The organism is Streptomyces capitiformicae (assembly GCF_002214185.1).
Classification (GTDB): Bacteria; Actinomycetota; Actinomycetes; order Streptomycetales; family Streptomycetaceae; genus Streptomyces; species Streptomyces capitiformicae.
The window spans coordinates 261,836-274,054 of the sequence record NZ_CP022161.1 but is presented as its reverse complement, the minus strand read 5'-3'; the positions used below and the strand labels follow the sequence as shown (position 1 = coordinate 274,054).

Sequence of the window (12,219 nt, the reverse complement as noted above, 5' to 3'; positions counted from 1 at the left end):
GATGCCGATCAGGCCTGCCGCCTGTCCGTCGATAGCGGCGATGACGACGGTGCGGCCGGTGTCGGCCAGTTCCGCGCGGCGGTCGGCCAAGGGGCCGAGGTCCACCCCTTCGCGCAGCGCCAGGCGGCGGTTGCCGACCGCGACCCGGTTGCCGTCGACGACGGCGGTCGAGCCATGGCCGGGGACGTTCTCGAAGTGCCGGGCGCTCGCGGGCCCCACAGCACGGGCGTCGGCATGGCGTACGACGGCTTCGGCCAGCGGATGCTCGGACTCGCGCTCCACCGCCGCGACGAGCCGCAGGAACTCTGCCTCATCGGTGCCGGGGGCGGTGACCACGTCGGTGACTTCCGGTTCGCCCTTGGTCAGGGTGCCGGTCTTGTCCATGACGACGACCTGGATGCCGGCGGATGCCTCCAGCGCGACGGCGTTCTTGAACAGCACGCCTCGTTTCGCCCCGAGGCCGGTGCCCACCATGATGGCCGTCGGGGTCGCAAGTCCCAGGGCGTCCGGGCAGGTGATGACCACGACGGTGATCGCGAACAGCATCGCGGCGCCCAGCGGGCGCTCCGTGGCCGGCAGCCAGACCGCCAAGGTGACGGCGCCGCCGATCAGGGCGACGAAGACCAGCCGGAACGCCGCCCGGTCCGCCGGCCGCTGCCCCGGTGCCTTGGAGTTCTGCGGCTCCTGGACCAGCTTGACGATCTGGGCCAGGGCGGTGTCGGCACCGACCTTGGTGGCGCGTACTCGCAGTGTGCCGTTGGCGTTGATGGTCGCGCCCACCACCTGCGCGCCGGATGCCTTGTGCACCGGCAGGCTCTCGCCGGTGACCATCGACTCGTCGACCTCGCTCTCGCCCTCCTCCACGACTCCGTCGACAGCGATCTTGGCTCCGGGGCGGACCAGCAACAGGTCGCCGACCACGACCTCGGCGGTGGTACCTCGACCGGCACCCCGCCGCGGAGGACGAGGGCCTTGGTCGGGGCGAGATCCAGCAGTGTGCAGATGGCGTCGTTGGCGCCGCCCCGGGCGCGCATCTCGAACCAGTGACCCAGCAGCACGAAGGACGCCAGGACGGTGGCGGCCACGTAGAAGACGTCGCCGCCCCCGGTGAGCGTGATGATCAGGGAGTACAGCCAGCCGGAGCCGACGGCGACCAGCACCATCATGTCCAGAGTGCGGGCGCGCAGGGCCCGCACTTCCGGTCCGGTCCGGTCCGGTCCGGTCCGGTCAGGGCCGGCCCGGACCGGTGTGGTGGTCGTGCTTGTGCAGCGGGTCCTCGTCCCGGTCGTCGCGGTGCTGATCGTGGCCGCCGTGCATGCCCTGACCGTGCATGCTGCGCATCATGAAGAACATCATCAGCGGGCAGGCGGCGACGAGGGCGAGCCAGACCAGGCTTTCCAGGGACGCGCCGACGATCAGTGCGCCGACGACGACGATCGCGGCTGCGAGGGCGTACATGCCGTAGTTGCGCTTGTCGTTCATCACGGGCCTCCTTCGGCGGAGGGCTGTGGGCCGCAATGGGGCGGCCGGGGTTTCAGGTTTTGGGGAGAGGGCCGGAGTGCAGCGCGCTCAGGCGGCGCCGGTACTCCTCTTCGTCGATCTCCCCGCGGGCGAACCGCTCGGCGAGGATCTGCTGCGGTGTGGGTGCGGCGGTGGGGGTGTGGGTGTGTTCGTGGGGCCGGTTGGCGGCACGGAAGACCAGCACGAGGGCTGTGATGATCAGTGCCCAGAACGCGACCATGCCGATCGACATCCCGAACCAGCCCCATCCGCTCATGTCGTGGGCGTGCCAGAACATCATTGCCACTCACCTGCTTCGGCTTATCGACGACCGGGCGCTGGATGGGCTCCCGGGGACTTCTTGCCCTCACGTCCATCGTCCCCCTGGCTGGTGAGGCGGTCTGGGGCCGGACGGCCCATGACCAGTGGGCCGTTCAGCCCCTACCTGGCAGGGGTACCCGAGCGCAGGCTGGACAGTGACCCTCCAAGGGAGGCGAGAAGCCCATGGGTGCCATCGATGTCGTTGTGATCTTGGCGTCGGCCGTGCTGGTCGCTGCGCTCGGGTGGTACTTCTTCGGGCCGCGCCGGGCCGGTGCCGCCCGGCTGGAAGGCGGCGTCCAGCGGGTCGAGGTGACGGTACGGGGCGGCTACAGCCCCGACGTGATCAAGGTCCGCCAGGGCACACCGGTGGAGTTGGTCTTCGACCGGCAGGAGGCCGGCGAGTGCACCTCCCGTGTGGTCTTCCCCGATCTCAAGGTCGGCGCGGGCCTGCCCGCCCACACCCGCACCACCGTGCGGCTGAACCCGGAGCGGCCGGGTTCCTTCGGCTTCGCGTGCGGCATGAACATGATCCACGGCACGCTGCTGGTCGAACCCGCGGAAGGCTCCGCACCGCCCGCCCCGGACGGTCACAGTGCCACGGCTGCCTCTGCTCCTGTGGTCGGCGGGCCGCCGTCGACGGGTGAGGAACGGACGGCGGCCGAGGCGGAGGCCGCGGACGGCGCCGAGCGGCAGACGGAGATCAAGGACCTCACCCGAAGGGTGCTGACCGGCGCCGTGTTCACCGCCCCGGTGCTCTTCGCCGTGATGGCACACGAGCTCTTCGGCGCGGACTGGGTGCCCGGCTGGATGCTGAACCACTGGCTGCAACTGGCGCTGATCACCCCGGTGATGTTCTACACCGGGTGGCCGATCCATATGACGGGCTGGCTGACCCTGCGCCACCGCGCCGCCGACATGAACTCCCTGATCACTCTCGGCACCAGTGCCGCCTACGGGTACAGCCTGCTCGTCACCCTCGCCCCCGGCCTGCTGCCGGAGGACCTGCGGGAGGTCTACTACGAAGCCGTGGGCGTCATCCTGACCCTCATCCTGCTCGGGCGGCTGCTGGAGGCCCGTGCGAAGGCGGGCACCGGCGAGGCCATCCGTGCGCTGCTGGGACTGCAGGCCCGTACCGCCCGCGTGGTGCGCGACGGCACCGAGAGCGAGATACCCATCGAGGACGTCGTGGTCGGAGACGAGATCGTCATCCGGCCGGGGGAGAAGATCCCCGTCGACGCCGAGGTTCTCTCCGGCTCCTCCGCGGTCGACGAGTCGATGGTCACCGGCGAGCCGATACCCGTGACCAAGCGCACCGGGGACACGGTCATCGGGGCCACCGTCAACGGCACCGGGTCTCTGCGGGTGCGGGCGGCCAAGGTCGGCGCGGACACGATGCTGGCCCAGATCATCCGCTTGGTGCAGCAGGCCCAGGCGTCGAAGGCCCCCATCCAGCGGCTCGCCGACGCCGTCTCGGCGTACTTCGTGCCCGCGGTGATCGCCATCGCGATCGGCACCTTCGCGGTCTGGTTCACCCTGGGGCCGTCGCCCGAGCTGACCCTGGCGCTGGTCTCCGCGGTGGCGGTACTGATCATCGCCTGCCCGTGCGCGCTGGGCCTGGCCACTCCGCTGTCGGTGATGGTCGGTACGGGCAAGGGCGCCCAGGCCGGCATCCTCATCCGCTCCGCCGAAGCCCTGGAGACCGCGCACAAGCTGGACACGGTGGTCCTGGACAAGACCGGCACCGTCACCGAGGGCAAGCCGGTCCTGACCGACGTCCACACCGCCGAGGGATTCGACGAGACGCTGCTGCTGCGGCTGGTCGCGGGAGCCGAGGCCGACAGCGAGCACCCGCTCGCGCAAGCCATCATCACCGGCGTCCGCGACCGCGGACTTCGCCCGCCCGTTGCGACCGGCTTCGACTCGGTCACCGGCAAAGGCGTCCAGGCCACCGTCGACGGACGCGCCGTCCTGGTCGGCACCGCCCGGCTCCTGGGCGACGTCGGCATCGACACCACCGCCCTGAACCTCGTCGCGGCCGACCTGTCGGCCGAGGGCAAGACCCCCGTGCTCGCAGCGGTCGACGGATGTCCCGCGGGTGTGCTGGCGGTCGCCGACACGGTCAAGGACGACTCCGTATCCGCCATCGCCGCCCTCCAGCGCCTCGGCATCGACGTCGTCATCATCACCGGCGACAACGCCCGCACGGCTGGGGCGATCGCCGCCCAAGTGGGCGTGGACCGGGTGCTGGCCGAGGTGCTGCCCGAGCACAAGGCCGACGAGATCCGCCGCCTGCAGGGCGAAGGCCGCACCGTCGGCATGGTCGGCGACGGCATCAACGACGCCCCCGCCCTGGCCGCCGCCGATGTCGGCCTGGCCATCGGCACCGGCACCGACGTGGCCATCGAGGCCGCCGACATCACTCTGATCTCCGGCTCGCTGAGCGGAGTCGTCACGGCGATCCGCCTGTCGCGGGCGACCATGCGCAACATCCGACAGAACCTGTTCTTCGCCCTGGTCTACAACGCTGTCGGCGTCCCGCTCGCCGCGGGTGCCCTGTACCCGCTGTGGGGCCTGCGCCTCAGCCCGATCATCGCCGCCGCGGCCATGGCACTCAGCTCCCTGTCGGTCGTCACCAACGCCTCCCGGCTACGCCGCTGGCACACCCAGCCACTGCCCGACGCCCAGCCCGCGAGCGTCCAGCCCCGGGTCGAGTCCGCCGCCGACCGCGCCCCGGCCGGGAGCACGGCCACCACGGCTGATCACGGGCACCACCACCCCGCCTCCAGGGGTGACGGCGACGGCATGGTCACGGACCCCGTGTGCGGCATGCGGCTGGACAAGGCGACCGCTGCCGAACAGCGGCAGAGCGAGCACGGCACCTATTACTTCTGCTCCGCCCACTGCGCCGCCACGTTCGATGACGACCCGGACCGCTATACGGCCCCCACGTCCGGCGGTATGCACGAGGGGAGGTGAAACCCAATGACCACCGTTCCGGCCACCCCTCACCACGCGCACGAACAGCACACCGACGCACCCGGTTACACCAGCCACAAGTACGAACAGCACACCGCCGCACCCGGTTACACCAGCCACAAGACCGACCACCTGGCCCGCCTGAGCAAGATCGAAGGCCAGATACGCGGCATCTCCCGCATGGTCACCGGCGACCGCTACTGCATCGACGTCCTCACCCAGATCAGCGCCGCCAGCCATGCTCTGCAGGAAGTCGCCCTGGGCCTGCTCGACGACCACGTACGCGGCTGCGTCACCGACGCCGCCCGCACCGACACCACCCAAGCTGAGGAGAAGTTCGCAGAACTCAACGACACCCTGCGCCGCGCACTGCGTCTGTAGCCACCGTCGCAACGGGTGTTCCCGTGCCCCGCCGTTCCAGTCGCCCACTTACCCCCGCCCGGGTGTATCGACGCGGGACCGGACGTTTCAGCTCAGCACGGATGGAAGCCATGGCGACAGCCGCTCACCGAGGAGGCGCCGCTGGGGGTGCACTGCTCCGGTGGACAGGCGCTGCCGTCATCGCGCTGGTGGCGACGCCTGCCGTTCTCGTCCACCACGAAACAGCCGCGCCGTCCCCCACGTGCCGCCTGCCCGGGCTTCCGGCACGAGCAACATGGCGGCCATGCACCACGAGGTCACACCAGCGATGCCCGTCCACCCCAGCGGGCACGCCCTCGCCTCCGGCGTCACAGCCCCCGCCGCGGTCCACGACGACGGGGCGTGCTCCGGCACAGCGATGCGCACTGCACCGCCGCCGGCATCGACAGCACGAAGCTCGTGCCTCCACCTCTCCACCGGCTGCGCTCCGGCCATCGATCTCCTGGGTGCTGGAGATCCACCCGGCACTGACTCGGAGGAGAGTCCTGGCGATCCGACTGGCGCTCCTCCAACGCGCGGACCCGTCCGGCCAGCAGTTCGACTGCACCGTGGGCCACGCTGCTGGAGAGCCTGGCCACAGAGGTGGCACGTGTCCGGATCGACTTCACGCAGTACGCCGAGGCCTACTACTTCCATGACGGCGAGGACCACTCGTCCCTGGCGGCCACGATCGGCTACGCCGCTGACCTCGCTCATAGCGGACGAACGGCCCGGCGGCCGGACGTCGCCTGACCGGGGACCTGCTCGCGGGCGCGCTGGAAGACCTCGCCGCCACCCTTGACCAGCGTTTTCTCCACACGGGCGGAACACCGGCGGAACACCGGCGGACGTCTTCGCCGCGTACGCCGCGGACCATGGGCGCGGCCTCATCCCATTGTGATCACTGCGCCCGGGCAGTGTTGAGGCCCGTGCTGTGCTTTTCCGAGCCGTGGGCGAGCGCCCGACGAGGTACCGCATGTCCGCTTCCGGCATGCGTACGGGGTGCGAAGAATCCACACTGGCCTGAAGGAGTGCCGGGCGGGGCTGCCTGGCGCTAGGGGCTCTCCCCGCGCAGATCAAGAGGCTCGAAGGAGATGGCCATGACCACTGCACGAGAGATCATGCATCCCGGTGCCACCTGCATCCAGGAGAGCGAGACGCTGGAGGTCGCGGCGCGCCGGATGAGCGAGCTGGACGTCGGTGCCCTCCCGATCTGCGGGCCGGACGACCGGCTCCACGGGATCATCACCGACCGTGACATCGTGGTGAAGTGTCTCGCCAAGGGCAAGGACCCGAAGACCATGACCGCCGGCATGCTCGAGCAGGGCAAGCCGATCACGATCGACGCCGAGGCGGATACGGACCAGGTCCTGCGGGCCATGGAGGAGCACAAGATCCGGCGGCTGCCGGTCATCGAGAACCATCGTCTGGTGGGCATGATCAGTGAGGCGGATCTCGCACGACGCCTGCCGGAGGAGCAGGTGGGGCACTTCGTCGAGGTCGTCTGCGCGACGAAGTGACCGACCATCCCCAAGGCGCAGTCGGCCACGACCCGCAGAACAACGTAGGGAGGTCTGACCGAGTCGCATGGGTCCCGGGTCGGCGAGTACGGACGGCGACGGGGTTGCACCCGCCGACGTCGCACGATGACGCATCTGCGAGGCGAACGGCCTGATGGAGCGCGACGAAGAGCCCCAGGGGGCCGAGCCGCACATCCCTGACCTCGGGCGTGGACTGGATGCCGAACTGGAGCGGATCGCCGGGCAGTTGCAGGAGCTGGCACGCGCCAAGGACCGGTTGCAGGGCCTGCTGGACGCCGTCATGGCGATCAGCCAGGAGCTGGAACTGCCCGTGGTACTGCGCCGGATCATCACCACCGCCATGGACCTGGTCCATGCCCGCTACGGTGCCCTTGGCGTCCTCGATGAGGAGGGCGAGCAACTGGCTCAGCTCATCCCGGTCGGCCTGACCGAGCAGGAACGGGCCGACCTGGCCGATAGCGAGTTCCCACACGGCGTCGGCCTGCTCGGACACCTGATCCACAACCCCGAACCCCTCCGAGTGGCCGACATCCCCTCTCACCCGCTCTTCGCGGGCTTTCCGGCCGGCCACCCGACGATGCACACCCTGCTGGGCGTCGCGATCAGCGTCCGCGGCGAGATCTACGGAGACCTGTACCTGTGCGACCGGCACGACGGGCAGCCCTTCGACGCCCACGACGAGGACATCGTCGTCGCGCTGGCCGGCGCCGCCGGTGTGGCCATCGAGAACGCCCACCTGTTCGAGCAGCTCCGTGCCGGCGCCGAACAGTTTCAGCGCTTGCTGCTGCCGACGCTGCCCGACCTGCGGCCGTTCTCCGGCGCCGCCGTCTACCGGCCCGCCAGCGCTCCCGCGCACCTGGGAGGGGACTGGTACGACGCTCTCCTGCTGCCCGACCACGCCTGCGCAGCCGTCATCGGTGACGTCGTCGGCCATGACCTGCACGCGGCGGCCGCCATGGCTCAGACCCGGAACATGCTGCGCGCCCTCCTGTACGACCGCCGCACCCCGCCCAGCGCAGTCCTCGCCCAGCTCGACCGCACCCTCCACGCCATCACCGCCAACCCCGTCACCACCGCCTGCCTGGCCCGCATCGAACCCGAAGACAACGCCTGGACCCTGCGCTGGAGCACTGCGGGCCACCTCCCGCCCCTCCTGATCACCCCCGACCGGCACGCCGAGTATCTGCACGCCGACCCCGGCGTCCCGCTCGGCGTCGACATCGGCCAGCCCCGCCCTGACCACACCCACCCGTTGGCTGCGGACACCACCGTGATCTTCTTCACCGACGGATTGATCGAGCACCCGGCCCACCCGATCGACACCGGTCTGGAGGCCCTCGTCCAACTCGCCACCACCCACGCCGACCTGTCGCCGGACGGGCTCGTCCAGACCCTGGTCGCCCACCACCCCAGCGACGGCCACGACGACATGGCCGTTCTCGCACTCCGCACCCCACGGGGCACGCCCGGCCGCTCGTGACGTGCCGCCCAGAGTCAGGTACCGGGTTCCGCACGGAGATCCGGGGGACTCGCGGCTCAGCAGAACTGCGAGCCCATGTCCCCCCAACGCCTCACCTGGGACGAACACTTCGAGTTGATCGGCCTCGCCTGCGCCATGACCAGCGAGGCGCACAGCATCGTTGTCCGGGCGTCAGTACGGGGTTCAGGTACCCATCGCCGGCCGCGCCGGCGGGACGCTGTCATGTCGAGGCTACGCGTACCGCGGTGACCTTGTACTCGAGGCGGGATGTGACGGTGTCCGCGTGGTCGGAGGTGAGGCGGTTCACTCCGCTTGCCGGAAAGTGGAAGGAGCAGAAGGCCTGACCGGGGACTGTCTGTTCGCTGACGCGGGCAATGAGCCGCGCCTGGCCGTGCCGGCTCTCCACGGTGAACTGCCTGCCGTCCCTCACGTCGTACCTGGCGGCGTCGTCTGGGTGGAGGGAGAGGAAGTCGACCGGATCGAGTGCGAGGTTGCCGCCGCGGCGGGTCATGCTGCCGGAGTTGTAGTGGGCCCAGCGCCGTCCGGTGACCAGGACCAGCCGGTAGTCGTCGTCGGGCTGTTCACCGGGTGGGAGATAGGGGGCCGCGGCAAGATGGGCCTGCCCGTCCGGGGTGGCGAACCGCTCGCGGTAGAGCGTGGCCTCGCCGGGGCGGTCGGGGTCCGGGCAGGGCCACGGGGTGGCGCCTTCCCGGTCCAGTCGGTCGTGGGAGAGCCCGGCGAAGACGGGGGCCACGCGTCCGCACTCGCCCAGCGCGTCGGCCGGAGTAGTACAGCGAAGGTCGACTCCCATCAGCGTGGTGAGGGCACGTACGACCTCGAAGTCGCTCCGCGCCTCTCCCAGCGGGGGCACGGCGGGACGCACCCGCTGGAACCGGCGGTCGAAGTTGACGAATGTGCCGTCCTTCTCCAGCCAGGAGGCGACAGACAGCACGACATCTGCGTGGCGGGCCGCTGGCCGGCCTTCCACTCGGTGGCGTACTCCTCGAACCGCATCGCGCCGTACCGGGCGATCCGCTCCACCTTCGCCTGGCCCGGTCGCGAACCCGGACTCCTCCAACTGCTTCCCGGCCGCCGACCGATACCGGATCTTGTACGAGTGAGGGCACTTCGACCACTGCGACCGCGGATGCTCGCACTTCTTGGAAAAACGACCCCGTCCCACGAACCAGGGCTGAACTGATGGCCGCTGGGCGGAAGGCGGTTGGCGTACCGGTCAGTGAACAGTGCCGCGGGGTTGGAGCATGACCAAGCCGGCCCCAGCGGTGGCCGAGGTACTCCGCGATCAGGCCGGTCAGCGGGAAGCTGAGCCCGGCCCCGGTGGCCTGACAGGGGCAGGACGAGCGCTCCATGATGCGCCCGGCAAGGGCCCCACCGCGTTCGGTCGTTGCCGTACTCGTGAGCCCATTGCCACCGCCTGAACCGAGTGCCGTTTCCTGGTTTTCGCGGACTGCGGGATCTGTCGCGGACCCGAAGCTCGCGCGGGCAGAGAGCAGGGGCATTCGACCGGCGCACGCGGGGCGCATGTCGTTATCGCGTCAATCGTGCGCCTGTTCGGTATCGCGATAATGTGTCCCGCAGTGGCCTCCGGAATGGAATTCACGCCGAAATTCGGGGACTTGAGGGCCTTGCGCGGTGCACTGCATCCCTGCACACTCGAATCGTCGACACGGTTCCTTCCTTCCGTACGTTCCGCTGCGAATTGACGAACCCTTGTTCTAGTCATTCCGGAGGATCATGCGCACGGCTTGGCTCGCGCTCGGATACTTTCTCGCCTACATTCCCTATGCCATGCTCGTGAAAGCGATGTCCAGCGGGGTTTCCCCGCTGGCCGGGAGCCCGGTCGACGCTCTGGTGCTGCTACCGGCGACCGCCCTCGGACAACTCGCCGTCATGCCGCTTTTCCTGGCGGTCAGCGGGTGGTGGCGTTACGGCCGGCTGCATGAGATACCCGGGGTGGGCCGGGTCCGCGCGCCGGGAAGGGAAACGCTTCTTGCGGGGTTCTTCACGTCGCTCGTCATCGCCACCACCACGCTGAATTTCACCTTCACCGGAGTCTCGATCCTCCTCGTTCTGCTTCTGATGCGTGGGGGCGTACTGATCATTTCTCCGCTGGTCGACTCGGCGCGTAGGCGAAAGGTCTCAGGTTCCGCGTGGGCCGCTCTCGCTTTCAGCCTGCTGGCGGTATCGGTGGCTCTCGGCGATGTGGACAGCTATCACCTCACCCTGGCGACGGTTTTGAGTGTGCTCGCCTATCTCGTCGGGTACGTGGGGCGATTCGAGATCATGAGCCGTGTGGCCAAGACCGGAGTGAAGGAAATCGATCGCCGCTATTTCGTGGAAGAGCACGCCGCCGCACCCGTTTTCCTGGTCGGGATCCTGGCGGCCGTGGCCCTGGTGGGACAGCCGGAGTTGCGCTCGGGGTTCACCACCTTCCTCGGCACCTCCGCCGCTTGGGGGGCCTTCGGTATCGGCGTGGCCTATGAGGTGCTGTTCGTCTTCGGCACGCTGATCTACCTCGACCGCCGCGTGTACACCTGGTGCGTCCCGGCCAACCGGTGCGCCAGCCTGCTGTCCGGCCTGGTCGCCTCCTACGCCCTCGCCGGGCTGGCCGGGCTGCCGGTCCCGGGGGACGCACAGCTTCTCGCGCTCGTCTTCATCGGCATCGCCATCGGGTCCTTGTCCTACCCCGCGACGGCCTTCTGGTGGCGGGAGCGCGGCATACGTGCGCGGCGGGTGCTGTTCGTCTGCGGCGGCAACACCGCCCGTTCGCCCATGGCCGAGGTCATCGCCAGGGCCCACGCGGCGCAGGCGGGAGCTTCCGCGGGGCGTGTGCGCTTCGGCAGCGCGGGAGTCTCTCCCGCTCGGAGCGGAGCGCCGCTGGCTCCCGCCGCCCGGACCGCGCTCGCCGACCTTGGCATACGGCGGGTGCCGGGCCTCGTACACCCCCGCCGCCACCGGGCGAGGGCGCTCACCCCCCAGCTGTGCCAGGACAGTTCCGTCATCTACTGCATGACGCGCGCGCACCGCGACGCCGTGGTCGCCCTGGCGCCCGACGCGGAGAACCGCACCTTCTGTCTGGACCCGCACGGCGACGTCCCCAACCCCGAAGGGCAGTCGCCCGAGGGCTACCGCCAGTGCGCCCACCACATCGAGGAATTGGTCCGCATCCGTCTGCACGAGTTCCTCGGCGGTGACGCCGGCCCCGACGTCCGCCCGGCCGGCGTGGGTTGAGATGCCGCAAGGAGCAAGGCGCCCATGACGGAACACACCGACCTGGTGTACGACGGCCTGTCCCTGATCGCGTCCCGTCACCGCAGGCGCGCCTGCCTCGACCGGCCGGTGCTCAGGAACGTCCTCGCGCAGGTGCTCCTCGCCGTAGGTCAGGCACCCTTCAGCCGCACTGTCCAGCCGTGGTGGGTGACCGTGGTGACCGGCAGCACCTGGACGCGTTGACCCGCACTTTCCGCGAAGCCCTCGACCACAGAGAGCCTTCACGGCCGGACTGCGTCATCCGGCCGCCGACCCTCGACAACACCGCGGTGGAACGCGCCCGCGCGGCCCCTTCCTGGAGACCGGCCTGTTCCTGCAGAACGTCATGCTCGGGCTGGTCGCCCGGGGGCCTGGGCAGTTGCCCGCAGTTCAGTGTCGCGGGCCGCGCGGACGTGCTGTACCGGAAGCTGGACATCGAGACCCGTCGGATCATCGTCTGCACCCTGGCCGTCGGCTACCCCGAGAGCACTTCATGACCATGCGCTCGGCGGCCGGCGCGGCACCATCGGCCGAGCCGTTTCCACCGGACAGTCCCGACGTCTCGGCCCTGTTGGGTGACTGGCTCGAGGTACCGGCGGCTCTCTGCACCGCGCCCGGCGTGCCGTCCGTGGCCTGGATTCCGAAGGAGCGGGTGTCGACCGCCCGCACCGGCTTCTGTGGGCGTCCTGGGCGCTGGTCGATCGATATGTGGTCCTGATATCCGTTGCCACC

Annotated in this window: 12 protein-coding genes and 1 pseudogene; 9 read left to right on the top strand and 4 right to left on the bottom strand. The window is 69.9% G+C overall.

The window, feature by feature from the left end; genetic code table 11:
• Positions 1-54: 54 nt before the first annotated feature.
• The 3 genes and pseudogenes from CES90_RS01160 to CES90_RS01150 form a co-directional block, all read right to left on the bottom strand.
• Positions 55-921 (bottom strand): annotated as a pseudogene (locus tag CES90_RS01160) (HAD-IC family P-type ATPase); the annotation flags it as partial.
• Between the two features lie 306 nt (positions 922-1,227).
• On the bottom strand, positions 1,228-1,482 hold the full coding sequence (locus CES90_RS01155) for a DUF2933 domain-containing protein (protein WP_189781951.1): 255 nt from the start codon (positions 1,480-1,482) through the stop codon (positions 1,228-1,230).
• Positions 1,483-1,534: 52 nt separating this feature from the next.
• Positions 1,535-1,801, bottom strand: a complete 267-nt coding sequence (locus tag CES90_RS01150) for an SHOCT domain-containing protein (protein ID WP_189781952.1) — start codon at positions 1,799-1,801, stop codon at positions 1,535-1,537.
• A gap of 203 nt (positions 1,802-2,004) precedes the next feature.
• Between CES90_RS01150 and CES90_RS01145 the strand changes: the two genes are divergently transcribed.
• From CES90_RS01145 to CES90_RS01125, 5 genes are all read left to right on the top strand, one after another.
• Positions 2,005-4,797 carry a heavy metal translocating P-type ATPase gene (locus CES90_RS01145; protein WP_189781953.1) on the top strand — a complete coding sequence of 931 codons (2,793 nt, stop codon included), beginning with the start codon at positions 2,005-2,007 and terminating at the stop codon, positions 4,795-4,797.
• A gap of 6 nt (positions 4,798-4,803) precedes the next feature.
• Positions 4,804-5,178, top strand: a complete 375-nt coding sequence (locus tag CES90_RS01140) for a metal-sensitive transcriptional regulator (protein ID WP_189781954.1) — start codon at positions 4,804-4,806, stop codon at positions 5,176-5,178.
• A 621-nt stretch (positions 5,179-5,799) separates the two neighbouring features.
• Positions 5,800-5,949 carry a hypothetical protein gene (locus CES90_RS49185; RefSeq protein WP_229913697.1) on the top strand — a complete coding sequence of 50 codons (150 nt, stop codon included), beginning with the start codon at positions 5,800-5,802 and terminating at the stop codon, positions 5,947-5,949.
• A 347-nt stretch (positions 5,950-6,296) separates the two neighbouring features.
• Positions 6,297-6,716 carry a CBS domain-containing protein gene (locus CES90_RS01130; protein ID WP_189781955.1) on the top strand — a complete coding sequence of 140 codons (420 nt, stop codon included), beginning with the start codon at positions 6,297-6,299 and terminating at the stop codon, positions 6,714-6,716.
• A gap of 154 nt (positions 6,717-6,870) precedes the next feature.
• Positions 6,871-8,217, top strand: a complete 1,347-nt coding sequence (locus tag CES90_RS01125; RefSeq protein ID WP_189781956.1) for a PP2C family protein-serine/threonine phosphatase — start codon at positions 6,871-6,873, stop codon at positions 8,215-8,217.
• A gap of 220 nt (positions 8,218-8,437) precedes the next feature.
• Here CES90_RS01125 and CES90_RS01120 read toward each other — a convergent pair whose 3' ends face one another.
• On the bottom strand, positions 8,438-9,169 hold the full coding sequence (locus tag CES90_RS01120) for a molybdopterin oxidoreductase family protein (RefSeq protein ID WP_229913698.1): 732 nt from the start codon (positions 9,167-9,169) through the stop codon (positions 8,438-8,440).
• A gap of 803 nt (positions 9,170-9,972) precedes the next feature.
• Between CES90_RS01120 and CES90_RS01115 the strand changes: the two genes are divergently transcribed.
• From CES90_RS01115 to CES90_RS49180, 4 genes are read left to right on the top strand one after another with little or no spacing between them, the layout of a single operon-like run.
• Positions 9,973-11,469 (top strand): arsenate reductase/protein-tyrosine-phosphatase family protein, encoded by a 1,497-nt coding sequence (locus CES90_RS01115; protein ID WP_189781957.1) that lies wholly within the window; start codon positions 9,973-9,975, stop codon positions 11,467-11,469.
• A gap of 24 nt (positions 11,470-11,493) precedes the next feature.
• Positions 11,494-11,691, top strand: coding sequence for a nitroreductase family protein (locus tag CES90_RS01110; RefSeq protein WP_189781958.1), 198 nt, complete (start codon positions 11,494-11,496; stop codon positions 11,689-11,691).
• The gene (locus tag CES90_RS01105) at positions 11,688-11,984 is read left to right on the top strand and encodes a nitroreductase family protein (RefSeq protein ID WP_189781959.1); all 297 of its coding nucleotides are present in this window, start codon (positions 11,688-11,690) and stop codon (positions 11,982-11,984) included. The genes CES90_RS01110 and CES90_RS01105 overlap by 4 nt, the downstream gene beginning before the upstream one ends.
• Positions 11,981-12,205 carry a hypothetical protein gene (locus CES90_RS49180; protein WP_232791316.1) on the top strand — a complete coding sequence of 75 codons (225 nt, stop codon included), beginning with the start codon at positions 11,981-11,983 and terminating at the stop codon, positions 12,203-12,205. The genes CES90_RS01105 and CES90_RS49180 overlap by 4 nt, the downstream gene beginning before the upstream one ends.
• Positions 12,206-12,219 lie beyond the last annotated feature (14 nt).

What these genes read in the sequence shown, in the direction of transcription:
- CES90_RS01125 (WP_189781956.1), top strand. Translation starts at nt 6,871, where the DNA reads ATGGAGCGCGACGAAGAGCCCCAGGGGGCCGAGCCGCACATCCCTGAC.
- CES90_RS01130 (WP_189781955.1), top strand. Translation starts at nt 6,297, where the DNA reads ATGACCACTGCACGAGAGATCATGCATCCCGGTGCCACCTGCATCCAG.
- CES90_RS01150 (WP_189781952.1), bottom strand. Translation starts at nt 1,801, where the DNA reads ATGATGTTCTGGCACGCCCACGACATGAGCGGATGGGGCTGGTTCGGG.
- CES90_RS01140 (WP_189781954.1), top strand. Translation starts at nt 4,804, where the DNA reads ATGACCACCGTTCCGGCCACCCCTCACCACGCGCACGAACAGCACACC.
- CES90_RS01115 (WP_189781957.1), top strand. Translation starts at nt 9,973, where the DNA reads ATGCGCACGGCTTGGCTCGCGCTCGGATACTTTCTCGCCTACATTCCC.
- CES90_RS49180 (WP_232791316.1), top strand. Translation starts at nt 11,981, where the DNA reads ATGACCATGCGCTCGGCGGCCGGCGCGGCACCATCGGCCGAGCCGTTT.
- CES90_RS01145 (WP_189781953.1), top strand. Translation starts at nt 2,005, where the DNA reads ATGGGTGCCATCGATGTCGTTGTGATCTTGGCGTCGGCCGTGCTGGTC.
- CES90_RS01155 (WP_189781951.1), bottom strand. Translation starts at nt 1,482, where the DNA reads ATGAACGACAAGCGCAACTACGGCATGTACGCCCTCGCAGCCGCGATC.
- CES90_RS01110 (WP_189781958.1), top strand. Translation starts at nt 11,494, where the DNA reads ATGACGGAACACACCGACCTGGTGTACGACGGCCTGTCCCTGATCGCG.